Raw genomic sequence first — 23,328 nt, forward strand, 5'->3', positions numbered from 1 at the left:
CCAACCCTAGTCGGACCTCCCGTCCAGGTACGCACACCAGCCGCCGTACGACGTGATGTCGCGCTCCGGGTGCGCTGCATCGGCCGTGCACACAAACCCGAGTACCCGCCGCCCGTCCGACAGCTCCACGGGCCCAATCGCGAGCGGCGCGTCGATTGTCGACACGAACCCACCGAGTTCTGCCGCCGGCAGACTCCATACCTCCACCTCGATCCCCGGGCCGTCCGCTCCCGACACCGTCGGCGTCAGTCCCGGGCGCGGTCCGTCGACCAGATACATTCGGTACGACGACGCGGTCCGTGCGGCGAACGCGAGTCGGGCACCACGCCGTACCAGCTGATCGTTCAGTGGCTGGCCGGACAGGTGAGCGCCTGCGACAGCGAGCAGCACCTCGGCCTCCGGGTCCACGCGCTCCGGCACCGGCTCGCCACACCAGACGGCCGCCAGGTCGATCACCTCGTGGTCGTGACCGGCCGGGGCCAGGAGCTGAATCCCGAACGGCAGACCATCCGCCCGATCCGGTCCCGGGAACGCGACGGCGCAGAGATCGAGCAGGTTGACCATGTTCGTGAAGCGCCCGAGGCGGCTGTTGACGCCGATCGGATCGGCGGCAACCTCGGCCAGGGTGGGATGGCCGGGTGTCACCGGCAGCAGGAGTGCGTCGAGCTCGGTCCACAGGTGTTCGCTCGCACGGGCCAGCGAGGCCAGTCGATCAAGGCCCGCGAACGCCTCGGCGGCCGTCAGAGCTGCGCCACCACGGACGATCGTCCGCACGGTCGGGTCCACCGCGGGCGAGTCGTCGAGCTTGTCCCCGAAGGCCAGCCAGCGCTCTGCGAGCCATGGCCCGGAGTACAGCAGCTCGGCCGCGGCGAGCAGCGGCTGCACGTCCACCTTGACCACATCGCCGAGACGATGCGCCTGATCGAGCGTCTGCTGCCACGCCTGCTCATGCAGCGGATCGAGCTCCAGCGCGACATCGGGTACGCCGATGACAGGCGCGCTTCCCGCGCGGCGGCCTGGCCGGTGATGCGGAAGCGCCGACCACCGCCGCGACCACGCATCGTCCGGGTCGAAGGCGACCATCACGTCGAAGGCCTGACGGGCCGTCTCGACCGAACGGGCCATCACCGTCACGCAGTCGAGCGACCGGCAGGCCGGTACGACGCCTCGGGCCGAGACGAGACCGCGCGACGGTTTGATGCCGACAATCCGATTGAAGGCAGCCGGCACCCGGCCGCTGCCCGCCGTGTCGGTCCCGAGCGCGAAATCGACCTGTCCACTCGCGACCGCGACCGCGCTGCCCGAGCTGGAGCCGCCCGAGACATGCTCAGAGGAAAAGACTGAGTGACAAGCGCCGTACGGCGATCGGCTGCCGACCAGTCCGGTCGCGTACTGGTCCAGATTCGTCTTCCCGAGCGGGACGGCTCCGGCCTCGAGCAGCCGATCGACCACGAAGGCGTTGCGCGCCGCCGGTTGTGAGTTGCGCGGGTCGCCGGCGGTTGTCGGCACACCCTCCAGATCGATGTTGTCTTTGAGCGCCATCGTCAGCCCGTGCAAGGGACCGGGAGCCGGCTCGATCGGCTCGACCCGCCTGATCCACTCGTTCATGCGCCCCACCGTGCCCGCTCGGCCTCGAAAGCGGCGCGTCGTTTGGCTCGTACGGTCGCGATGTCCACGGGTGCCTCCTGCTCGATCCGGCGTACGTCGGCGATCGAGAACGTGGCCGGGCTGACCCGCAGGTCCGCCCGTCCGGCTTTGATCTCGGCCCGCTCGTGGGCAAGTTCCTCAGCGCTCACCGGCGTGAATCTGATCAGGTCGAACTGTCTCAGCAACCATGGCTGCTCGTCGCTGGGCGCGAGCCGCCAGACCGGGACGGTCCGTCCGACCAACTGGTACCCACCCGGACCCTCCATCCCGTACACACACAGGTAGATCCCCCCGATCCCGACCGCGTTCTGCGGCGTCCAGGTCCGGGCCGGGTTGTACTTCGTGGTGACGAGTCGGTGCCGGGGATCGATCGGTACGGCGACCGGCGCACCGAGGTAGACGTCGCCCAGACCAACGACCAGGTAGGTCGCGGCCCGGACGATCTCGAACACCTCGTCGCGGTGCTGCAGATCGTTGACACGACGGATGAACTCCACGTTGTCCGGGCACCAGGGCGCGTCGGGCCGGACCGAGGTGGCGTACCGGCGCATCGCTTCGTGGGCTTCGGGGTGGTCGAAGGCAATCGGCAACGTCACCTCGCGGGCCGGCAGCACGACCGTCTCCGGGTCTGCCAGACCGGTCGCCAGGAACGCGAGCCGCTCGGCAAGCTCGACCAACCCGAGTCGGGCGGAGTCCACCGCGATCAGGAGTGATCGCACACCTTCCACCATCTCCGTCACGCCGTCCGGCCGCTGGGCTCGCAGGGCCTGAGCCAGGAGGTGAATCCAGACCCGGACGGTGAGGTCGAGTTCGGTCGGGCCGGCCTCGACCAGCAGATGGCGTTCGCCCGCACAGCGGATCGTGTACGGCGGCGTGCCGTCGGACCGGTGGAGTACGTCGGGCCGCGCCGGACCGGTGGCGACCGCGACGGGTGGCGCTGGTTCCTGCCGGAGGTCCGACAGCCACGCCCGTCGTTCCTCGATCGCCTCGGCTGCCGTCTCCACAGTCACCGGCACCAACTGGACGGTGTCGCCGGCTCGTAGTTGCCCGAGCATCCACCGATCCGCCTCGATCACCACGGCCGGTACGACGAAGCCGCCGAGCGACGGTCCGTCCTTGCCGACGATGACCGGGGTGTCACCGGACAGCATGATGCCGCCGACGGGGTAGGCGGAGTCGTGCACGTTGGACGGGTGCAGGCCGGCCTCGCCTCCATCGGTCCGGGCCCAGCCGGGCATCGGGCCGGCCAGTCTGATCCCGGTGCGATCGGATCGATGGTCGACAATCCAATTGCTGGCAAAGAACGCATCGACGCCGTCCGCGGTCAGATGATCCGGCGCGCCGTGCGGTCCGGGGATGACCCGGACCTGCCAACTGTTCGACAGCGCTGGCGGCTCGACTGACTGCGGGCTGAGCAGGTTCTCCCGGCGCCCGAGGGGGAGTTGGTCACCGGCCGCCAGAGCTCTGCCCTCGTGCCCGCCGAAACCGCCCAGCACGAAGGTCGCGCGGCTGCCGAGGACGAGCGGCACGTCCAGGCCGCCCTCGATCGCCAGATACCCGCGCGTACCCGGTCCATCGAGTGGCCCGAGATCGAGCACGGATCCGGCTGGCAGCCGTACGACCAGGCCGGGGCGAACGCGCCAGCCGTCGATCGTCGCATTGTGGACAGCGCCGCCGACGCAGATGAGCCGATCCTCGTCGCAGGTCAGGACAGGTCCGGTGAGCACACACTCGAGTCCGGCCGCGCTTCCGGGGTTGCCGACCGCGGCGTTCACCAGGGCGAAGCTGAGCTCGTCGGCCGCTCCTGACGGGGGTACGCCGACATCCCACAGCCCCGGCCGCCCGGCCAGGTCCTGAACGGTCGTCTGGATTCCTGGGGCGACCACGGTGATGACGGCCATCGTCACCACCAGCCCAGGAGCTGGACCGGGGTCGGGTTCCAGCCGTTGCACGGATTGTTGACCTGCGGACAATTGCTGATCAGGACCAGGAGGTCGCGGCTCGCGGTCAGTTCGACGTACCGGCCGGGCGCCGACAGGCCGTCGTCGAATCTCAGGTCGCCCGCGGAGGTGACCGGGACATTCATGAAGAAGTTGACGTTGTGGGTGAGCTGCCGTTGGCCGATGCCGGCCTGCGCGCCATAGGTGAGGAAGGTCTGGCGGCACGCGTGCTGGTGACGGGTGTGCTCGCCGTACCGGATGACGTTGCTCTCCTGGGAGCACGCGCCGCCGACAGTGTCGTGCCGGCCGCAGGTGTCGTCGGTGATCACGCCGAGCTCGTCGGCCCTGGTCGAGAGCAGACGCGATCCGGTGGTGAGGTAGACGGCTCGTTGCGCGCGGATCGTGTCGAAGGCGGAGTACCGGTTGTCGATGTCGTGGGCGTCGTAGAACAAGGTGTCCACGGCCTGGTTGCCGTGCAGGTCGACAATCCGCAGCCGGCCGTTCGCCGGTACGGTCAGCAGCGCGCCGTCGCCGGGTTCCACCACGGTGTCCAGGCTCATGCGATCAGCTCCCGGGTCAGCTCGAGTGCGCGCACCGCTTCCGCCCGGAGTTCCGGGCCTTCCGGCTCGGCGGTTCCGATGTGCTCGGCGGTTTCGGTCTGTACGGCGGTTTCGATGTGTACGGCGACCGGCGCGGGTTCCGTGCTGGACAACGGATGTGCGGCGGTCGAGACGAACACGAGCAGGTCCTGTTCGGCCCGCAGCGTGACGTTGTCCCCGGCCCGCGCGTGGTCGGGATCGAAGGTCAGCGAGGCTCGGGCGTCGTCGGTGATGCGGACCTTCGAGAAGAAGTGGACGCAACCGTGCAGATCCGCCGCGCCGAAACCGTGCTTGGTCAGCTCGAGCTGCAGCAACCGGTCGGGCGCGGCTCCGATCAGGCAGTCGTGCCAGTCGGATCCGGAGGCGACGACGGTGGCCAGCGCGAGACCGCGGTCCGACATGAGGACCATGCCCGCCCTGATCCGCGCGGACATCTGCGACTTCAGTGTGTCCGGGATGTTCAGACGGTCCAGCCGGTCGGCGCCGATGATCAGCGTCGACGCGTTCGCACCGTCGGCCAGCGCGGTCAGGGTGATGGTGCGTCCGGCTCGGACGGGTGCGGACCATGCCGCGGCGGCGGGAATCTCGTGTTTCATGCGACCGCGCCTTCCACGACAGCGCCTTCGACACTGGTGCCTTCAGCACTGGTGCCGATCGAAGCGTGGTACGCCCGCCGTTGACCCCGGTACGCGATCAGCCCACCGACGGCCACGATCCCGAGCGTGAGCAGCGGCAGATAGTGCAGGTACCAGCCCTCGCCCGCAGGGTCGTAGACCTCGGCGCGCGGCCAGCCGAGATTGATCGCCATCGCGAGTCCGTAGGCGACAGCCAGAATGTTGACAATCAGACCGAACCGCCCGAGCGAGAACAACGGGCGGCCGTTCTCATCCACACCGGCGGACAGTCCGCCGGTCGTCAACCGCCGTACGAGCAGTGGCGTGGTCACCATCAGATAGGCGACGTACAGCAGCATGATGCAGACGCTCGCGAGGCCGAGGAACAGGCCCGTGTTGCCCACGTTCACCAGGAGGCACACGGCGGCCAGCACCCCGGGCACGATCGTGGCCGCGACTGGAGTGCCGGTACGACGCGACACCTGACGCAACCGGGCCGACGCCGGCAGAACGTTGTCACGCGCCATCGAGAAGATCATCCGGGCGGCCGCGGTCTGGATCGCCAGCGTGCAGACGGACACCGCGAGCGCGACATCGAGGAGCAGCAGCTTGCCCGGCGTCGTGCCGAGGCTGCTGGTCAGGACGTAGGGGAGGCCTTCGGTGGCGAGATTGCCGTCGGTCAGCGACGGCGCGGCCATCAGCGCGGCGATGATCAGGAACGCGCCGCCGATCCCGGAGGCGACGACGGCGCGGATGATCGTCCGCGGTGTGGTCGCGCGCGGCTTGTGCGTCTCCTCAGACAGTTCGCCCGCGCTGTCGAAGCCGACCAGCACGTACGCCGCCATCAACGTCGAGATCAGCAGCGGTACGACGTACCCGGTCGTGCTGTCGAGGTTCGTCGTGTGCAGGACTACCGACGGACCGCGCTCGGCCTGGCTTGTCAACAAAACAACGATCAGTACGACGCCGACGAGTTCACAGGTCACGCCGACCGAGTTGACGATCGCAGTGATCCGGACGCTGGTCGCGTTGAGCAGCGTGGTCGCGGCGAGGAGCAGACAGCCGAGAACGACGGCGTTCGTCGCGCCGTCCTTCGAGGACAGCGCGGAGTCGGTCCCGACCAGCTGGAAGCCGGACCAGACCGCGGGCAGGACGACCTGGAGCGCGATGGCTGCGGTGGCCAGCGTGATGATCTGCGCGATCACCATCGCCCAGCCGGCGAACCAGCCGACGACCGCGCCGCCGAGCCGTCGGGCCCATTGGTAGATCGCCCCGGACAACGGGTAGCGGGCGGCGAGCTCGGCGAAGCACAACGCCACCATGAGCTGACCGACCAGCACCGCGGGCCAGGTCCAGAAGAACGCCGTCCCACCGAAGCCGAAGCCCAGGCCGAAGAGCTGGAAGACGGTGGTGAGAATGGACACGAACGAGAAGCCGGCAGCGAACGACGCATAGCTGCCGACCCGGCGTGAGAGCTGCTGGGTGTAGCCGAAGCGGCCCAGATCGGTTTCAGAAGTGGCTGACATTCCGGTCTCCGTCGGATCGTCCCGGAATGCGCACGGCAGCCCGGGGCCTTCAAGGCCTCCCGGGCTTTTGTCCCGCCGTGGAGCGGTGCCGTCGCGACAGCACCACCTCCCCTCTCGGACCAGGCCTGCCGGTCATCGGCAGCGGAACCCTAGGGGCGCCCCGCCTCAGGCGGGTCTGTTCCAGTTCAGGGCGCTCCGGTTTCAGCGGGCGTCCTCGCGTGTAACGGCGGCGTAAAGGAATCCTCTCACCGAGGCCGGAGCCGGTGAGAGAGCAGAGAGGCCGCCCGTCTGCGACTCCGTCTGCGGCTCGGTGGATCGCTAGGCGTTGCCTAGGGCAACAACTTGTCGGCGGCGCGGCGGAGGCGGGCGACTCCCTCGCGGATGCGGTCCGGTGGGGTGGAGGCGAAACACAGCCGGAGGGCGTCGGTGAACCGGCCGGTGGGGGAGAACGCCGGGCCGGGGATGAAGGCGACACCTTCGGCGAGCGCGATCTCGAACAGCTCGGCGGTGTCGACGCCGTTCTCCAGGGTGACCCAGAGGAAGAAGCCGCCCTCGGGATCGGTCCAGCGGGCGATGTCGCCGAAGTACTCCCGCAGCGCCGAATGCATCGCGTCCTTGCGTCGCTTGTACTCGAGGCGCTGCGTGACCAGGTGCTCCTCGAGATGCCCGCCGGTCAGGAAGCCGGCGAGGAGTCGCTGCGCCGGGAGGTTCGTGCAGGTATCCATGGCCTGCTTCGCGTTGATCAGCAGCGGCTGCAGCTCGGGGTCGGTGTCGACCCAGCCGACCCGGAGTCCGGGCGCGATGATCTTCGAGAACGTCCGTACGGCGAACACGAGCGGATCACCGGCGCCGAGCTCGCGCAGCGTCGGCAGTGGGTCCCCGGCGAAGCGCAGAAGCCCGTACGGATCGTCGTCGATCACCATCGATCCCCAGCTCCTGGCGAACTCGAGCAGCTGGTGGCGTCGTTCCAGGGAGAGGGTCGCGCCGGAGGGGTTCTGGAACGTTGGGATCGTGTAGATCGCCTTCGGTCGACGATCGCCTAGTAGGCGTGGTAGATCGTCGACAATCATGCCGTTGTCGTCGACCGGGACCTCCAGCAGTTCGGCGCCGTACGAGAGGGCGGTGGCGCTGCCGTTCGTGTACGTCGGCGATTCGACGACGACCAGGTCGCCGGGGTCGACGAAGATCTTGCAGAACAGGTCGAGGCCCTGCATCCCGCCGGCCGTGATGGTGAGCCGGTCGGCCGTGGTGTCGTCGCTGGTCCCCCGGAGCATCTCGAGCAGGGCGTCGTGCAGCGGCGGGTCGCCCTCGGTGGCTGCGTAGTCGTACGCGTCGGGGCGGCTCAGTTGTTCGGCGGCGATCGCGGCGAGGATTGTCGACGGTACGGCTTCGGCGGCCGGCGACCCCATCGCGAACCGGACGATGTCATGGGTCTGCTTGTGCAGCAGCGACGTACTCGAGTCGATCACCGACCCGACCAGCCCGGCGACACGTCCGGCGTACGGGGGACGTTGTGTGGTTCCGGCTCCGGGCACGCGATCACTTCGTTGCACGGGCTACCTCCTGATCGTGAGTTCGTTGGGGAGACCGGTCAGGCGTTCGACGCCGTCTCCGGTGACCACGACGGGTTCGGACAGTTCGTAGCCCCAGCCGTCCATCCACATCCCGAGGATCACGTGGAAGGCCATGCCGGCGGTCAGGACCGTGGTCTCGCCGGGACGCAGGCTGACGGTGCGTTCACCCCAGTCGGGTGGGTATCCGATGCCGATCGAGTACCCGATCCGCGAGTCCTTCACCAGCCCGTGCGCCGCGATCACGTCGTTGAACGCCGCGTGGACGACGGTTCCGGTCACACCTGCGCGGATTGTCGACAATGTGGCGCGCATACCTTCGGCGACGATCTTGGCGGTCTCGCGCAGTCGCTGGGGTGGATCGCCGAGCATCACGGTGCGGGCCAGGGGAGCGTGGTAGCGGCCGAACACTCCGGCGAGCTCGATCGTGGTCGCCTCGCCGGACACGAACGGGCGGTCGGTCCAGGTCAGATGCGGCGTACCGGCGGCGTTGCCGGTCGGAAGCATCGGCACGATGGCGGGATAGTCGCCGCCGTGCTCGGGGGTGCCGGTCGCCTGCGCGGCGAGGATCTCGGCGACCAGATCGCATTGCCGCTTGCCCGGCTGGAGTTGGTCGAGGGCTATGCGCATCGCGTTCTCGGCGATCGAGCCGGCGATTCTGAGTTGGCGGAGTTCGTGCGGTGACTTGACCAGGCGGATCCAGTTCACGAGTTCGGCCGAGTCGACCAGCCGGTGGCCGGGCAGACCGTGGCCGAGGGCAAGATAGCCGCGGGCTGAGAAGAAGTATGCGTCGGCCTCGACTGCGACGTCCGCGCCGGCCGGGATCAGCTCGCGGGCCATCCCGGCGATCCAGTCGTACGGATGCACGTCGGGCCGGTGGACCAGATCCTCCGGGTAGCCGTGGATCTGGTCGTCGCGCAGATTGCAGGTGTACGACGCCCCCGCCGCGTCCATCGCGCGGGCGAACAGATGTGGTTCCCCGTCGGTCGGGACGACCAGGCATTGCGGGGTGTAGAACGACCAGGCGTCGTACCCGGTCAGGTAGAAGAGGTTCGCCGGATCGCTCACCACCAGCGCGCCGAAACCACGGTCGGCCAGGGCGGCGCGAACCCGGCGGAGCCGGCCGGCGTACTCGTCCGGCTCGACCGCCTGCTCCAGCAGGTCCGGCACACTCATCACCTCACCTGGTTGCAGATTGTCGACAATCCTAGCGTCAGACCACCCGCAGAAAGAAGGCCGACCACACCGAGCGGCCAGCGACCCTGGTCCTGCACCGGTGGGGTGCGGTCGGTAGGCGTGATCGTGTGTAGGGGTGGTCGCTGAGCGCGGTCCTGGGCGGTCGGTGGTCGTGGTCGTGTGTGGCTGGGGTGGTCAGGTGAGCGTGATCGCGTGTAGCCGGTGAGCGTGGTCGTCTGCAGTGGTCGAGGTCGAGATGGGTGGTGTGTGGGTGTGGTGCTGCGCGGTGGGGTGCGGTCGGTGGGTGCGGTGGTGTGTGGGTGTGGTGCTGCGCGGTGGGGTGCGGTCGTGTGTGGGCGTGGTCGGCGAGCGCGGTCCTGTGCGGTCGGTGGTCGCGGTCGTGTGTGGCTGGGTGCATGGCCAGCTGAGTGTGGTCGTTTGCGGTGGGTGTGGTCGAGGTCGAGTGGGGGGTCGGTGAGCGTGGTGCTGCGCGGTGGGGGCAGTCGGTCGGCGTGGTCGCGTGTGGTTGGAGTGTGGTCGAGTGAGCTTGGTCAGGTGAGGAGGAGGCGTTGGCCGGGGCCTTGGGCTTGGTGGCCGGCTAGGTCGAGGGCGGACCACATGGTGACTTGGTTGGCGGTGAGGACCGGTTTGCCGAGGGTGGCTTCGAGGCCGGCGATGATGTCGTAGGTCGGGAGGTTCGTGCAGCTGATGAAGACAGCCTCAGCGGCCGAGTTGTCGACGCTGCGGACGAGTTCGACGGTGGTCTCGTACGGGACCGCCCAGATCTGGGCGATCAAGCCCAGGCCGGCAGTCCCGACCACCTCGATATCGGCTTCGGCGAGGAACGTGGTCAGCCCTTCGGTCAGGTCGTTCGTGTACGGCGTGACCGTCGCGACCCGGCTGATCCCGAGGTGCCGCAGCGCCATCAGCAGCGCCCCGCTCGTCGTGACCGCGGCCGGGGCACCGGCCGCGACCATCGCGTCGACGAGCGCGGCTTCACCGGCGAGGCCACCAACGAAGCTGCCGAACGTGCAGGCGTACGCGACGGCCAGCGGTGCGACCGGCAGGACGTTGACCGCGGTCTGAGCGATCAGTTCCGGATCGGAGACGTGCAGCGCCATCTCGACCGTCGCCGCGAGCGGGGCGTACGGCGTCCGGGTGAAATGCAGCGTGACGTCGTCGGGGACCCAGCGCCACAGTTCGCGGTCGAGCGCGAAGTCGTACGGTGCGACGACGCCGATGCCGGTCTGGAGCAGCTTGGGCACCGGCGCCGGCAGCGGGTGCGTGGGAGGCCGCAGGGTCATGCGGTCAGTGTGCGGCTCACCGAGGATTGTTGACAATCCTACGGACGGGTTTCTAGCCTCGATGCGTGCCAGCCACCTCCGAGCGTCCCGTCGTCGCGGTGCTCTGTGAGCGGGCGACCGACCGGCCACCCGGGCTGGAGGGCCTCGCGGTCGACTTCCGGTACTGCGCCGCGGATGGTCTGCCGGAGGCGGTCCGCGGTGCCCGCGCGTTGATGCTCTGGGACTTCTTCTCGACCGCGGTCCGTGACGTCTGGGCCGACGCCGGAACGCTGGAGTGGATCCATGTGACCGCGGCGGGTGTCGACACTCTGCTGTTCGACGAACTTCGCGACTCCGATGTGGTCGTCACCAATGCGCATGGGGTGTTCGACCGGCCGATCGCGGAGTACGTGCTCGGCGCGGTGATCGCTCACGCCAAGGACAGCCGGCGCAGTCTCGACCTCCAGCGCGGGCATGAGTGGCGGCATCGGGAGACCCGGAGCATCCTCGGTGCAACCGCGCTGATTGTCGGCACCGGGGCGATCGGACGAGAGACCGCCCGCCTGCTGCGGGCCGCCGGGTTGCAGGTGCGCGGTGTTGGGAGGGTCGCTCGCACCGCCGACCCGGACTTCGGCGAGGTTGTTGCCAGCAGCAACCTCGCGGACGAGGTGGCGTGGGCGGACCACCTCGTCCTGGCGGCGCCGCTGACGGCGACGACGCGAGGTTTGGTCGACGGCAAGGTGTTGTCGGCGATGCGGCCGGGGGCACACCTGATCAACGTTGCTCGCGGTCCGATTGTCGACGAACGTGCTTTGCTCGAGCATGAGGAGATCGCCGCGACCCTGGACGTGTTCGATCGTGAACCCCTTCCGCCGGACCATCCGTTGTGGGATGCACCCAACGTGACGATCACCGCGCACATGTCGGGCGACGTCATCGGCTGGCGCGACACCTTGGCCGGGCAGTTCGCGACCAACGTCCGCCGCTGGCTGGCCGGCAAACCGCTGCTCAACGTGGTGGACAAGAAGCTCGGCTACATCCCCACGGGCAGCCGATGAGGCGGACCGACGGGAGTGTGCTGGTGGAGGTGGGCGAGCTGGTTGTGGGGTACGGGGCCGGTGCGGTGTCGGGTGATCGGTTGCTGAATGTGGTGGGTATGAGGCTCGGCTATATCTCGGCGGGTAATCGATGAGGCGGACCGACGGGAGTGTGCTGGTGGAGGTGGGCGAGCTGTTGTGGGGTACGGGTCCGGGGCGGTGTCGGGTGAGCGGTTGCTGAATGTGGTGGGTATGAGGCTCGGCTATATCTCGGCGGGTAATCGATGAGGCGGACCGACGGGAGTGTGCTGGTGGAGGTGGGCGAGCTGTTGTGGGGTACGGGTCCGGGGCGGTGTCGGGTGAGCGGTTGCTGAATGTGGTGGGTATGAGGCTCGGCTATATCTCGGCGGGTAATCGATGAGGCGGACCGACGGGAGTGTGCTGGTGGAGGTTGGCGAGCTGGTTGCGGGGTACCGGGCCCGGGCGGTGTCGCCGGTGGAGGCGACGCGGGCTGCGTTGGATGCGATCGAGCGGTACGACGAGCAGGTGAACGCTTTCGTGCTGGTGGACGTCGAAGGCGCGCTCGCTGCCGCGAAGGAGTCGGAGGCCCGGTGGCATTCCGGGGAGCCACTGGGCCCCGGCGATGGGGTACCGACGTCGATCAAGGACGCGCTCTGGACCAAGGGCTGGCCGACGTTGCGCGGCAGCACGATGATCGACGAGGCCGGCCCGTGGAACGAGGACGCTCCGGCGGTCGCCCGCCTCCGCGAGACCGGCGCGGTGATTGTCGGCAAAACTACGACCCCTGAGTATTCGTGGAAGGGTGTCACCGACTCTCACAAGTACGGCGCGACCGGCAACCCGTGGGATCCGTCCAAGACGCCCGGTGGATCGAGCGGCGGTTCGGCGACCGCGGTCGCGCTCGGGATGGGTGTGTGGTCGGTCGGTACTGACGGTGGTGGGTCGGTCCGGATCCCGGCCGCCTTCACGGGCACGGTTGCGCTCAAGCCGACGTACGGGCTGATCCCGTTGTATCCGCCGAGCGCGTTCGGGACCCTGTCGCACGCGGGGCCGATGACGCGGACAGTTCGGGATGCGGCGGCGCTGCTCGACATCATCACTGGATTCGATGCCCGCGACTGGTCTTCGATGCCGACGCCGGCCACTTCGTTCCTGGACGGGATCGACGACGGCGTAGCCGGCTTGAGGATTGCCTTCTCGTCCGATCTTGGTTTTGTTGACAATGATCCCGAGGTCGAGGAGTTGGTCCGGACGGCGGTCGGCGTGCTCGCGGCCGCCGGGGCTGAGGTGGATGAGATCGATCCCGGGTTCACTGACCCGATCGACGCGTTCAACGTGCTCTGGTGGTCCGGCGCGGCCAAGGTGCTGGAGGCACACACGGTCGACAATCGCGTCGATCCCGGTCTCCGCCGAGTCGCCGCGCTCGGCTCGTCGTACTCGGCGTCGGACTTCCTCGACGCGACCGCGGCGCGAATGGAGCTCGGGTTGCTGATGGGGCGGTTCCATCGCAAGTACGACGTACTTCTCACGCCGACGCTGCCGATCACGGCGTTCCCGGTCGGTCAGGACGTGCCTGATGGCTCGGAGTCGCCGGACTGGACGAGTTGGACGCCGTACACCTACCCGTTCAATCTCACGCAGCAGCCTGCGCTCAGTGTTCCGTGTGGGTTCACGAAGGCGGGCCTGCCTGTCGGATTGCAGATTGTCGGCGCTCGGCATGCGGACGCGCTCACGTTGCGGGTCGGACGGGCGTACGAGGCCGCGACCGATTGGCACCAGCGCATACCCACCTTGGAGGCACGATGAGCAAGTACGTCACCGTCAGCCTGGACAAGCGCGGCGTGAGCTGTGTTGCGCAGCTGCTCGAGGACGTTGCGCCACGGACGTGCAAGGCGGTGTGGGATGCGCTGCCTCTGTCGGCGCCGGTGTTCCACGGGAAGTACGCGCGGAATGAGATCTACACGTTGCTGCCTGGGTTCGCGCCGGTTGATCCGGGGAAGGAGAACACGACTGTCACGCCGATCCCGGGCGACTTGTGCTGGTTCTCGTTTGACTCCGATGAGCTGGGGAATCCGGCGTATGGGTACGAGAACACCACGGGGACGGGTACGACGGGGGCGATTGTCGATCTGGCTGTGTTCTACGGGCGGAACAATCTGCTGATCAACGGCGACCAGGGGTGGGTGCCGGGCAATGTGTTCGGTGCGATTGTCGACAACCTGGACGGCTTTGCGGCGGCTTGCCAGGACCTGTGGATGGGCGGCGCCCGCGGCGAGACGCTGAGCTTCAACCCCCGCGACTAAAGCACCCGGCTTAAGGCGTTCGCGCAGCACAACACCTCGCTGCACGGCACCCGGCAGCACAGTGCACGGGGAGCACCGTCCCCCGGGTGGAGGTATTCGGGCGGGACGGCGTGCCGGTGGTGCTGCTGTACCGGTGGTGCTGCTGTGCGGGTGGTGGTGTTCGGGTGGGGCGGTGTGCCGGTGGTGCGGTGTGCCGGTGGTGGTGCTGTGCGGGTGGTGGTGTTCGGGTGGGGCGGTGTGCCGGTGGTGCGGTGTGCCGGTGGTGGTGCTGTGCGGGTGGTGGTGTTCGGGCGGGACGGTACCCGCAGCGCGGCACCCCGGCGGTGGGTTGCCGGGGTGCCTTGTTGTGTGGGTTAGAGGCCCTTGCGGAAGCCTTCGCGCCAGGAGGCGTAGCCGGGTTGCCAGTCGAACGTTGCCTTTGCCAGCGAGTTGTCGGCACCGCGCATCGTGGTGAAGGCGGCTACGCCGACCTCGCCGGCGGCGAGGCGGCCCAGCCAGACGGGGACGTGACGCGGGCCCTTCACGCCGAGGATCCGGGCGAACTCCGGCAGCCACACCGCCGCCTGCGCCGGGTCGTCGTCGGCGATCTGGTAGATGCCGGTCGCGTCGCTCTCGACCGCCTTCACGGTGGCGTCCGCCGCGTCGTCGTAGTGGATGAACGACCACACACCCGCGCCATCGCCGATCAGCGGCAGCTGGCGCTTCCGGATCATCTCGACCATCGAGCCACCCTTGCCGATGTCGCCGGTCGGACCGTAGAACGCCCCGTACCGCAGGGCGATGCCTTCGATGCCTTCCGCGTTCGTGACGACCGACTCGAGGTGCTTGATCCCGGCCATCGTCTGCCGCTGGGCGGCCACCGGGTTCGGGTCGAGCGGGTCCGCCTCGGTCTTCGTCGCGGATCCACCGTGTTGCAAGTTCCAGCCGGCGTACGACTGGACGACGAACCGTCGTACGCCGGCAGCCTGGGATGCGGAGAGCAGGTTGTCGGTGCCCTCGATGCGCAGCCGGTTCGTCATCGCGAAGCTCTGGTCGAACTTCTTGAAATCGATCCCGCTCTTGAGCGCCGTCATCTGATGCACGACGACCTCCGGGCGGACCGTGTCCACCGCGGCCTTCACCGCGGCCGCGTCCAGACCGTCGGCCAGGACCACGTTCGCGCCGAGTGCCTTGATCGAAGCCGCCTTCGACTCCGACCGGATCATGCCGACCACCTCGTGACCGGCCGCCACCAGTTGCGGGACCAGCGACCGGCCCAGTCCGCCGGTCGCGCCTGCCACCAATACCTTCATTGTCATTCCTCCGTCGTCTGTTGTTACGACCCGGAGGACACGCGCCGGCGGCGGGTTGTGACGTGATCCACGTCACGCGCGTGCGTCGTACCCCGCCAGGCCGGGGTACGACGCACGCTGGGGGAGGGGTCAGCGAGTCAAGGTGATGAGTTGTGCGGTGCCTGGCTGGACCGCGGCAGTGAATGTGGTGCCGTTCACCGGGACCCGCTGGCCGACCGGTGAGCCGGTGGCCGTGCCGTTCGGACGGATCTGCCGGCCTCCGAGCGTGACCTTCGAGGCGTCCGACGACGCGAGGCCCGCGGCGTCGCTTGATCCCAGCGTGACGCTCTTGCCGTGACGGAACGGCGAGGGCAGGTCGAGCGTGACGCGCGAGGCGGTGCTGTCCGCCGCGGCCGGGTCTTGGACGTTGATCAGTACGACGGTCAGGTCGCCGTGCCGATCCTCGACGCCGTACGCCCGCAGTTTGCCGAGCTCGGTGTCCGGCAGGCCGAGGTCGACGAACCGGCCGCGAGGAACCTGACGAAACGCCCAGATGCCGTAGTACAGCGGTGTCGCGGACAGCTCGCCCTTGTCCATCGCGGCCTGATCGGCGGCGCAGAACGCACCGTAGTACCGGTACGAGATCGGGTACTCCGGCGAGTCGCGCGGCTTGAAGTCACCACAGATGGCGGCCGTGTTGGTGTGGAACTGCACTCGGCTCACACCGCTCTGGGCAGTCTGGAGCAGATAGTCGAGCGACCACAGGGAAGTCGCGTAGCTGGTGCTGACGCCGGGCTGACCGCTGCACGACGCGCTGTTGGACTCGTTGATCGTCATCGGGATGCGCGGCAGCCGGCTGCTCAGCTGCATGATGCCCTGCAGTTTGGCGTCCGTATTGAGGTGCGTCGTGGCCGACATCAACTGCGGGATGGTCAGGTTGGACGAGCCGCAGTGGCTGCCCGGGTACCAGTGCGAGGCGATCTCGCTGATCACCTGGTCCGGCTTGACGCTGGTGTCCGCGGCGACGGCGGCGGTGAACTCGTCCAGTTTCGTGTTCGTCTTCGCGGTGTTCGCCGATGGGCCGGTCAGCTTGATTCTTGCGTGTGGCAACCGTTGCCGGATCGCCGCGGCGTACTGCTTCATCGTCTCCCAGTACTGCGCCGGGGTCAGCGTGGTGACGTGGTCGTACTCGTTGCCCAGTTCAACCGAGAGCAGGTCGTCGCCGAGCGTCGCGTGGGCGGCAGCGACCTCCTCGATGACCTGGTCGAGAGTGACCTGTCCGTTGAGCACCGAGAGCAGGGGTGCGCCCAGGGTGACCTTCCAGCCGGACTCGTGCAGCAGGGAACGGAGTTCGGTGAAGTCGCCCTGGTCGACGGTGCCACCGATCGCCCAGTCGGGCGCCGGAGTGTCCTTCGCGGCGCCGAACGCCGGCCAGACAAGATCCATCGAGTAGCCGCCGAGGCGCAGTACGCCCGGTCCGAGGGTCTTCAGCCGCTGCGCCATGCGTTGGCGGGTCAGGTATCCGTGCGCGAAGTCGGCGGACTCGACCGAGAAGCCTTGGTTGTCACCGGTGATCGAGGCATTGGTCCAATCGCTGGTGACCGTCAGCCGGACCTCGCTGGGGGCCGACGTTGTGTCGATGGGTGGCGGGGCGGCGCCGGCGACCAGCGTTCCGGTACTGGCGAGCGCCACCGCCAGGGTGGTGGCGAGCAGGGATCTCATCGGGGCGGTCTCCTCACGGATGATTGCTGATGACAACGACCTCGCCGGGCACGAGGGTGGTGGCGGTCTGATGGGTGAGCCGGGGCCGGAACCCGGGCCAACTGCCGTCGGCCCGGACCGCCTGCCCGTCGATACGGACCTGTGGCGCGTCGAGCGTCCGGCCGGCACCGGTCGAGTCGTACGGCGTCAACCGGTCGACGAAACCACGTGGTGTCGCGACTGTGATCGGCTGGTCGGTCTTGTTGATCAGGACCAGGCGGCCGTCGGCGCGCCATCCCTGGACCTCGGTGCCGGTGTCGACCGGCCGCAGCGTCTTCGCGCCCTGAACGAAGTGCGAGAAAAGGAGCAGGGCGTAGTACTCCGGTTGTGCGGTGGGCGCACCGATCGCGGGGGTCGGGTCGTAGTTGACGGCGTTGTAGTAGCCGTTGCCTTCCTCGGGTTCGAAGAACGCGCGGACCTCGGCGTTGTGCAGGTTGACCCCGACCCCGCCGATCCGGCAGTCGGCGTTGCTGCCGGGTCGGTCCGGCGGCTGTGGGCAGGCGACGTGGAACATCATGTCCACGGCGTACGTCGCGCTCGCGGCCACGTTGCTCACGCCGTCCGCACCACGACCTGCGGCCGTGTTGGTCTCCTCGAGGCGGTAGGTCAGGCCGCGCTGCGCAGCGTCGGCGCTGTGCACCGCCACCTGGTAGTCGAGGCTCGCGAGGTGCTCGGCGGACAGGAGCGCGGGGATGGACGGGCAGCGGTACGGCTTGTTCACACAGGTCCGCGCGAGTGGATAGAAGTGGTCGCTGCTGTGGACCGGACGCTGGGTGTCGAGGATCTGCTGCCAGTTCCAGAACCATCGAGTCGGGACTGTGCGCTCGTGGATCTGCTGCCAGGGCAGGATGTCCTCGCTCGTGTTCGGGGTGATCGCCTTGGTCGGGCTGATCGCCGCGGCGTACACGGGCAGGTCCGCGACGTACCGGTCGAGGCCGGAGGTGCCGTACGACAGATCCGGCTCGTTGCCGAGTTCGATGCCGATCACCTGGCCGGGCCGGAAGGTCTCGCGGACCGCGGTCGCGAAGGACTTGGCGTGCTCCGGGCTGACGAACGGCCGGGTGTCCTTCGGTGGCGACATCGCGGTCCCGAGCACAACCCGCCAGGCGTCGTGGCCGTGGCTCGCCTGGTCGAGCGTCGCGCGGATGTTGCGCAGATCCTCGGGCGTGATGATCTCGTCGGTGTTCGGTGCGGCCGGGTCGAACGGCATCAGGTCCTGGGACGAACCGCCGATGCGCAGTACGCCGCTGCCGAGGTTCCGCAGCAGTTGCACGAACGCCGGCCGGGCGGTCGGACCCATGTAGCGCTCGATCAGCGACCACTCGATGCTCAGCCCGACGAAGTCGCGCGCCACCGCCCTCGGCGCAGCAGGAAGCACGTCGGCAGCGGGCACAGCGGGGAGTACGTCGGACGCGGGGGCGGCGCCAGCGTGCGGCGTGCTGGGTGCGAGCAAGGTCAAGGGGAGGGCGAACAGCGCGAGGGCGGCAACGACCGCCCGGCGCCTGGGGCGGCGTCGGCTCATCATTCAACCTCTGGGGAGGCTCCGGCCGCGGGCACCGGAGTGGCTGAGAAAACGTTGTCTGATTAGACTTCTGTGAGATTCTGACCATGTCAACCCCTGGGGCGTGACGAACTTCCCGCGGCTCGCTGACCGCGCGCGGCGGGTAGCCTCGTGCCCGCAGACCTGTAGGGGAGGACCGTGACCAGATCCGGGAAGCGCACGACGATCGTCGATATCGCGCGTCAGGCCGAGGTGTCGATCTCGACCGTGTCGCGGGTACTGAACGGGCGACCGGTCGCCGACGAGGTGCTGGCGACCCGGGTGCGGAAGGCGGCGACCGAGCTCGGCTACCGGCCGAACATGGTCGCCCGGGACTTCCGGCGTGGCGTCACCAGCACGATCGGCGTCGTCGTACCCGACCTGGCGAACCCGTTCTTCCCGCATGTGCTCAAGGGATTGGCCGAGGAGGTGTCGGCCGGGGATCATCGCTTGCTGGTGGTGGACTCCGGTGAGGACGCTGACCAGGAAGTGCAGCTCGTGGCTCAGTTGGCGGGCAGTTGCGACGGCATCATCCTGTGTTCACCGCGGATGCCGCAGAGCAGTCTCGCCACGTTGCCGGCGCTCGGCGTACCGATCGTGTGCACGAACCGCTCGGTGGGCGCCTTGCCGTTCGGGACCGTGGGGATCGACTCGGCGGCGGGCATGCGCCAGGCCGTCGCGCACCTCGCCGAGCTCGGTCACCGGCAGATCGGCTACCTCGGAGGTCCTGGCACTTCGTGGTCGGACGGCCTACGGCGAGAGGGCCTGAGTACGGCGGCCGCGGACCTCGGCGTCGAGGTGTCGTCGACGGAGGCGGGGTCGACGAGTGACGACGGTCACGCCAAGCTTCCCGAGCTGCTCGATCAGGGCGTGACGGCGGTGATCGCCTTCAACGACCTGGTGGCGATCGGTGCGCTGGCCCGGCTGCGGGAGCTCGAGATGGACGTGCCGTCGCGGCTGTCCGTTGTCGGATTCGACGACATCCCGGTCGCCGCGTTCCTCGGCCCGCCGCTGACCACCGTCAGCCTGCCCAAGGAGGAGCTCGGCCGCCGCGCCTGGGCCGGTCTCCATCAGCAGCTCGAGACCGGGCAGGTGCCCCAGGAGGAGCTCCTGCCCGCGTTGCTCGTCGTTCGGCACTCGACCGCCGCGCCCGCCGACTGACGGGAGGTCAGCCGATCGTCACTCCGAGGTGACCGTCAGTTCGGTCGGGCCGAAGGACACGTTGAGGTTGACGCCGATCGTCATTCGCCCGTCGGCCGTGCGGCAGGCGAGCGTCGCGACGAACGGCGTCTCGAGCCAACGGATCGTCGCGACGAACGCGTCGCCGTCACCGTAGGCACTGGTCACGACGCGCTGCACCTCCGGGGTGACCGCATCCAGGAGTACGCCGTGACTCGACTGCTCACGCCAGTCGCCGACCGCGCAAACGATGTCGGTCGGCCCGTCCGAATCCCGCTCGACACCGAGCAGCGAGAACGTGCCGATCCCGTCGGGATCGAGGCGAACCGCTGTCAGTCCGACGACGTTCTCCGCGAACCGGTACGTCTGGCCGTCGCCGCTTGTCGGTGCAGGACCGGTCGGTGGCGGTAGCTCGAGCCGATCGGGCCGGGCCTCGGGCGTGACCTCCTTGCCCTCGAGCGCGGGGAGCAGGTGGTCCCAGACCGTGTCGACGATGGCCTGCATGTCGGCCGTCGCGCTGGTGACGATCAGGGCCGCGTCGTGGTCGGGGAAGACCATGACGAACTGACCGAACGCGCCGTCGCCGCGATAGGTGTTGTTCCGCCCGCGCCAGAACTGGAAGCCGTAGCCCTGCTGCCAGTCCGGGTTCTCCTGGTTGTCGTTGGGCACCTGCTTGGAGGTCGCGGCCTCGTACCACTCGGCCGGGACGAGTTGCTTGCCCTCCCACGCGCCGTGCTGCAGCAGGAGCTGCCCGAACTTCGCCAGCGACTCGGTGTTGATGCTCAGCCCCCAGCCGCCGACGGTGATGCCCTCCCTCGACACCTGCCAGGTTGCCTCGGTGATCCCGAGCGGCTCGAACAGCCGCGGCTTCAGATAGTCGAGCAGCCGCTCACCGGTCAGCCGCTGCAGGATCGCGGACAGCATGTACGTCGCGCCGCTGTTGTAGACGAACACCGTGCCCGGCTCGTGGTCGACGTCGAGGCCGAGGAAGATCTTGACCATCCGGCGGTCCCGCGAGAGCGCCGCCACGGTGTCCTCGCTGTGGCCGGTCGTCATGGTGAGCAGATGCCGGACCGTCATCGCGGCCAGGTTGTCGCTGATCGTCTCCGGCAGCTCGTCCGCCCCGAAGAACGAGATCACCTTGTCGTCGAGCGTCAGCAGACCGGAGTCGATCGCGAGCCCGACCGCGGTCGAGGTGAAGCTCTTCGACACCGAGAACAGCAGATGCGGATCGGTCCGCCGGTACGGCGACCATTCCTCCTCGAGTACGACGTGACCGTGCTGCAGCAGCATCACGGTCTGGATCTCTGGCTCGGACGCGTCCAGGGCGGCGACGAAGGTGTCGAGCGCGGCACCGGACAGTCCCTGGTCCTCTGGGGTACTCCGTGGAAGGCTGCTCACCCCAGGCACGTTATCTCCCCGATCGGACAAATATCAGGGGCGTTCTACCAAGCGGGCAGCGGTGATCTTGAATCCGGTGACGGTGGTTGACGCCGAGGCGTTCCGTCGTACTGTCGACGCCGCCGCGTCAGCTCTCGTGGTCTGAGGGTTGGAGGTGGTCGAGTTTGTCGGGGTTGACCACGCCGTGGATCGTGGTGATCTGGCCCTCGGCGACGACGAAGGACCAGACAGCGGCCGTGCGGTTCGCGACGTCTCGCATGCGGAGGGCGGGCTGGCCGCCGACGTGCACTGGCTCGACGGTCAGCTCAAGACCGCGAAGTTTGGCGAAGGCACCGACCAGCATCCGGGCGACGTTCTGCGCTCCGTGCACCGGCCGCGGGAAGCCGCCCTTCCCGCCGCCGTCGCCGGTGAACGTTGCGTCCGGTGTCAACAACTCGACCAGTTCCTCGAGCTCACCACGCTGCGCCGCCGCGACGAAGCGCCGTACGAGCTCGTCTCTTTCCTGACGGGATGCGTCGAACCGCGGGCGTTCGTCGGCGAGCCGGCGGCGCGCACGTACGGCGAGTTGGCGGCAGGCTGACGGGGTCTTGCCGATCATGCTCGCGACCTCGTCGTACGGGTAGCCGAAGACGTCGCAGAGGAGGAACACCGCACGCTGGTCGGGGGAGAGCCGCTCGAGGACGACGAGGAACGCGGTTGACAGCGAGTCCGACAACGCGGCTCGGTCGGCGAGGTCGACGTACTCGTCGACGGCGGGCTCGGGCAGCCACGGGCCGACGTACAGCTCGCGCTTGCGGCGCGCGGACCGCAGTTGGTCGATCGCCAGCCGGGTTGTGACGGTGGTGAGGAACGCCTTCGGCGACTCGACGTCCTCCTCGCGGTGCAGCCGGAGATAGGCCTCCTGGACGACGTCTTCCGCGTCGCCGAAGCTCCCCAGCATCCGGTACGCGATCGACAGCAGCAGTGGTCTGAGTTCCTCCATCACACCCTTCACAGACGATCGACGCGTTCTCCCAGTGACACTGTCACACGATCGATTGTCCGATCGTCTGCAATCCACATGAACACAGTCACCTGGATCTTCACCGGCGTCCTGGCCGTGGTCTTCACGGTCTCCGGTGTGGCCAAGTCCACGATGTCCCGCGATCGGCTGATCGCCACCGGTCAGACCGGCATCGCGCCGTTCCCGATGCCCCTCGTTCGAGCCGTCGCGATCTGCGAGTTGTTCGCCGTCGCCGGTCTCTTCGCGCCGTGGCTGACCGACACAGCCCGCGTCCTCACGCCGCTGGCCGCGGTCGGCCTCACCGTCGTCATGATCGGCGCCGCGACCTCCCACGCCTCCCTCCGGGAACCCAAACCAGTAGCCGCCAACACCACCCTCCTGGCCCTCGCCGCCTTCGTGGCAGCCACCCGCTTCGCCGCCTTGGGCTGAGCTGGCAGAGTGGCCGCATGCAGACGTACCTCGACTCGTTGGTGAACGACGGTGCGGCCGGGGTGCTGCTGCACTACGCAGCGCCGGGCACGACCTGGATCGGCTCGAGTGGTGTCGCCGAGCTCGGCCTCGACCGCCCGGTGGATCCGGACGGCTGGTTCCGGGCCGGCAGCATCACGAAGACCTTCACGGCGGTCGTCGTCCTGCAGCTGGTCGGCGAGGGCAGGCTGACGCTGGACGAGCCGGTGACCGAATGGCTGCCTGACCTGCCGAAGTCGATCAGCCTGCGGCAACTGCTGAATCACACCAGCGGCCTCTACAACTACACCGACGATCTCACTGAGCCGGAGGAGATCGTCCAGGACCGGTACCTGCACTGGGATCCGGCCGACACGCTGCGCGCTGGCCTCGCGAAGCCGCGGCTGTTCGAACCAGGCGCTTCGTGGTCGTACTCGAACACCAACTACATCGCGCTCGGCCTGCTGATCGAAGCGCTGACCGGAAGCGCGTACGGCGACGAGGTGGCTCGGCGGATCCTGCGGCCGCTCGGACTCGAGCGGACTGTGCTACCTGGCGACGAGGTCGAGCTGCCGGAGCCCCACGCCCACGGATACTGGCCGGTGGACGGCGAACCGGTGGACCTGGCCCGCTTCAACGCCTCGCAGGCCTGGGCAGCCGGGGAAATCGTGTCGACGGCAGCCGATCTCAATCGGTTCTACGCCGCCGTACTCGGCGGGAAACTGCTCGCCGACGCCGAGCTGGAGGCGATGCAGACGGTCGTGGCGACGGACGACTCGTTCGGGTACGGGCTGGGGATCGAGCGGCGGACCCTGGCGGGCGGACGGGTGGTCTGGGGGCACACCGGCGGGATCTTCGGCTACCTGACCTTGAGCTACCACTCCGACGAACTGCAGTTGACGCTGTCGTACACAGGCACGCGCACGGAGTCGCCGGAGACCGCCGAACTGCTCGGCGGTCTCCTCAACGACAACTAGGTGGGTGCGACCTCACGTTCGCCAGAGGTCGG

Annotated in this window: 19 protein-coding genes and 1 riboswitch; of the genes, 6 read left to right on the plus strand and 13 right to left on the minus strand. The window is 68.4% G+C overall.

Features of this window, described 5'->3' with window-relative positions; all coding sequences use genetic code 11:
* Positions 1 to 6: 6 nt before the first annotated feature.
* The 8 genes from atzF to ACGFH6_RS14065 all read right to left on the minus strand — a co-directional run bounded on the left by atzF (position 7) and on the right by ACGFH6_RS14065 (position 10,377).
* Positions 7 to 1,608, minus strand: coding sequence for an allophanate hydrolase (gene atzF, locus ACGFH6_RS14030; protein ID WP_393383583.1), 1,602 nt, complete (start codon positions 1,606 to 1,608; stop codon positions 7 to 9).
* Positions 1,605 to 3,548 carry a 5-oxoprolinase/urea amidolyase family protein gene (locus tag ACGFH6_RS14035; RefSeq protein WP_393383585.1) on the minus strand — a complete coding sequence of 648 codons (1,944 nt, stop codon included), beginning with the start codon at positions 3,546 to 3,548 and terminating at the stop codon, positions 1,605 to 1,607. The genes atzF and ACGFH6_RS14035 overlap by 4 nt, the downstream gene beginning before the upstream one ends.
* Before the next feature lie 2 nt (positions 3,549 to 3,550).
* Positions 3,551 to 4,147 (minus strand): urea amidolyase associated protein UAAP2, encoded by a 597-nt coding sequence (locus ACGFH6_RS14040; protein WP_393383587.1) that lies wholly within the window; start codon positions 4,145 to 4,147, stop codon positions 3,551 to 3,553.
* Positions 4,144 to 4,782 carry a DUF1989 domain-containing protein gene (locus ACGFH6_RS14045; RefSeq protein WP_393383589.1) on the minus strand — a complete coding sequence of 213 codons (639 nt, stop codon included), beginning with the start codon at positions 4,780 to 4,782 and terminating at the stop codon, positions 4,144 to 4,146. The genes ACGFH6_RS14040 and ACGFH6_RS14045 overlap by 4 nt, the downstream gene beginning before the upstream one ends.
* On the minus strand, positions 4,779 to 6,326 hold the full coding sequence (locus ACGFH6_RS14050; RefSeq protein WP_393383591.1) for an amino acid permease: 1,548 nt from the start codon (positions 6,324 to 6,326) through the stop codon (positions 4,779 to 4,781). Before ACGFH6_RS14050 ends, ACGFH6_RS14045 begins: the two co-directional genes overlap by 4 nt.
* 54 nt (positions 6,327 to 6,380) lie before the next feature.
* Positions 6,381 to 6,490: riboswitch (guanidine-I (ykkC/yxkD leader) on the minus strand.
* A 165-nt stretch (positions 6,491 to 6,655) separates the two neighbouring features.
* On the minus strand, positions 6,656 to 7,879 hold the full coding sequence (locus ACGFH6_RS14055; RefSeq protein ID WP_393383593.1) for a PLP-dependent aminotransferase family protein: 1,224 nt from the start codon (positions 7,877 to 7,879) through the stop codon (positions 6,656 to 6,658).
* Positions 7,880 to 7,882: 3 nt separating this feature from the next.
* Positions 7,883 to 9,073, minus strand: coding sequence for a M24 family metallopeptidase (locus tag ACGFH6_RS14060; RefSeq protein ID WP_393383595.1), 1,191 nt, complete (start codon positions 9,071 to 9,073; stop codon positions 7,883 to 7,885).
* A gap of 551 nt (positions 9,074 to 9,624) precedes the next feature.
* Positions 9,625 to 10,377 carry an Asp/Glu racemase gene (locus ACGFH6_RS14065; RefSeq protein WP_393383597.1) on the minus strand — a complete coding sequence of 251 codons (753 nt, stop codon included), beginning with the start codon at positions 10,375 to 10,377 and terminating at the stop codon, positions 9,625 to 9,627.
* 65 nt (positions 10,378 to 10,442) lie between these two features.
* Here ACGFH6_RS14065 and ACGFH6_RS14070 point away from each other — a divergent pair, with 65 nt between their 5' ends.
* From ACGFH6_RS14070 to ACGFH6_RS14080, 3 genes are all read left to right on the plus strand, one after another.
* Positions 10,443 to 11,414 (plus strand): D-2-hydroxyacid dehydrogenase, encoded by a 972-nt coding sequence (locus tag ACGFH6_RS14070; protein ID WP_393383599.1) that lies wholly within the window; start codon positions 10,443 to 10,445, stop codon positions 11,412 to 11,414.
* A gap of 423 nt (positions 11,415 to 11,837) precedes the next feature.
* Positions 11,838 to 13,220, plus strand: coding sequence for an amidase (locus ACGFH6_RS14075; protein WP_393383601.1), 1,383 nt, complete (start codon positions 11,838 to 11,840; stop codon positions 13,218 to 13,220).
* Positions 13,217 to 13,717 carry a DUF3830 family protein gene (locus tag ACGFH6_RS14080; protein ID WP_393383603.1) on the plus strand — a complete coding sequence of 167 codons (501 nt, stop codon included), beginning with the start codon at positions 13,217 to 13,219 and terminating at the stop codon, positions 13,715 to 13,717. Before ACGFH6_RS14075 ends, ACGFH6_RS14080 begins: the two co-directional genes overlap by 4 nt.
* 353 nt (positions 13,718 to 14,070) lie before the next feature.
* On the opposite strand, the gene ACGFH6_RS14085 is transcribed toward ACGFH6_RS14080, so the two are convergent.
* From ACGFH6_RS14085 to ACGFH6_RS14095, 3 genes are all read right to left on the minus strand, one after another.
* Positions 14,071 to 15,009 (minus strand): NAD-dependent epimerase/dehydratase family protein, encoded by a 939-nt coding sequence (locus tag ACGFH6_RS14085; protein ID WP_393383605.1) that lies wholly within the window; start codon positions 15,007 to 15,009, stop codon positions 14,071 to 14,073.
* A gap of 129 nt (positions 15,010 to 15,138) precedes the next feature.
* On the minus strand, positions 15,139 to 16,710 hold the full coding sequence (locus ACGFH6_RS14090) for a hypothetical protein (RefSeq protein WP_393383607.1): 1,572 nt from the start codon (positions 16,708 to 16,710) through the stop codon (positions 15,139 to 15,141).
* Between the two features lie 13 nt (positions 16,711 to 16,723).
* Entirely contained in the window at positions 16,724 to 18,271 is a 1,548-nt protein-coding gene (locus ACGFH6_RS14095; protein WP_393383609.1) for a hypothetical protein, read from the minus strand.
* 177 nt (positions 18,272 to 18,448) lie between these two features.
* Here ACGFH6_RS14095 and ACGFH6_RS14100 point away from each other — a divergent pair, with 177 nt between their 5' ends.
* Positions 18,449 to 19,450, plus strand: coding sequence for a LacI family DNA-binding transcriptional regulator (locus ACGFH6_RS14100; protein ID WP_393383611.1), 1,002 nt, complete (start codon positions 18,449 to 18,451; stop codon positions 19,448 to 19,450).
* Positions 19,451 to 19,468: 18 nt separating this feature from the next.
* Here the strand turns inward: ACGFH6_RS14100 and ACGFH6_RS14105 are convergent, their stop codons facing one another.
* Positions 19,469 to 20,869 carry a serine hydrolase domain-containing protein gene (locus tag ACGFH6_RS14105; RefSeq protein WP_393383613.1) on the minus strand — a complete coding sequence of 467 codons (1,401 nt, stop codon included), beginning with the start codon at positions 20,867 to 20,869 and terminating at the stop codon, positions 19,469 to 19,471.
* A gap of 127 nt (positions 20,870 to 20,996) precedes the next feature.
* Positions 20,997 to 21,851 (minus strand): RNA polymerase sigma-70 factor, encoded by an 855-nt coding sequence (locus tag ACGFH6_RS14110; protein WP_393383615.1) that lies wholly within the window; start codon positions 21,849 to 21,851, stop codon positions 20,997 to 20,999.
* A 78-nt stretch (positions 21,852 to 21,929) separates the two neighbouring features.
* On the opposite strand from ACGFH6_RS14110, the gene ACGFH6_RS14115 reads away from it, so the two are divergent.
* Positions 21,930 to 22,301: a DoxX family protein gene (locus ACGFH6_RS14115; RefSeq protein ID WP_393383617.1), complete on the plus strand. Its 372-nt coding sequence runs from the start codon at positions 21,930 to 21,932 to the stop codon at positions 22,299 to 22,301.
* A 17-nt stretch (positions 22,302 to 22,318) separates the two neighbouring features.
* Positions 22,319 to 23,296: a serine hydrolase domain-containing protein gene (locus ACGFH6_RS14120; protein ID WP_393383619.1), complete on the plus strand. Its 978-nt coding sequence runs from the start codon at positions 22,319 to 22,321 to the stop codon at positions 23,294 to 23,296.
* The last annotated feature ends 32 nt before the right edge of the window (positions 23,297 to 23,328 follow it).

It is taken from the genome of Kribbella sp. NPDC049227 (assembly GCF_043197265.1).
Classification (GTDB): domain Bacteria; phylum Actinomycetota; class Actinomycetes; order Propionibacteriales; family Kribbellaceae; genus Kribbella.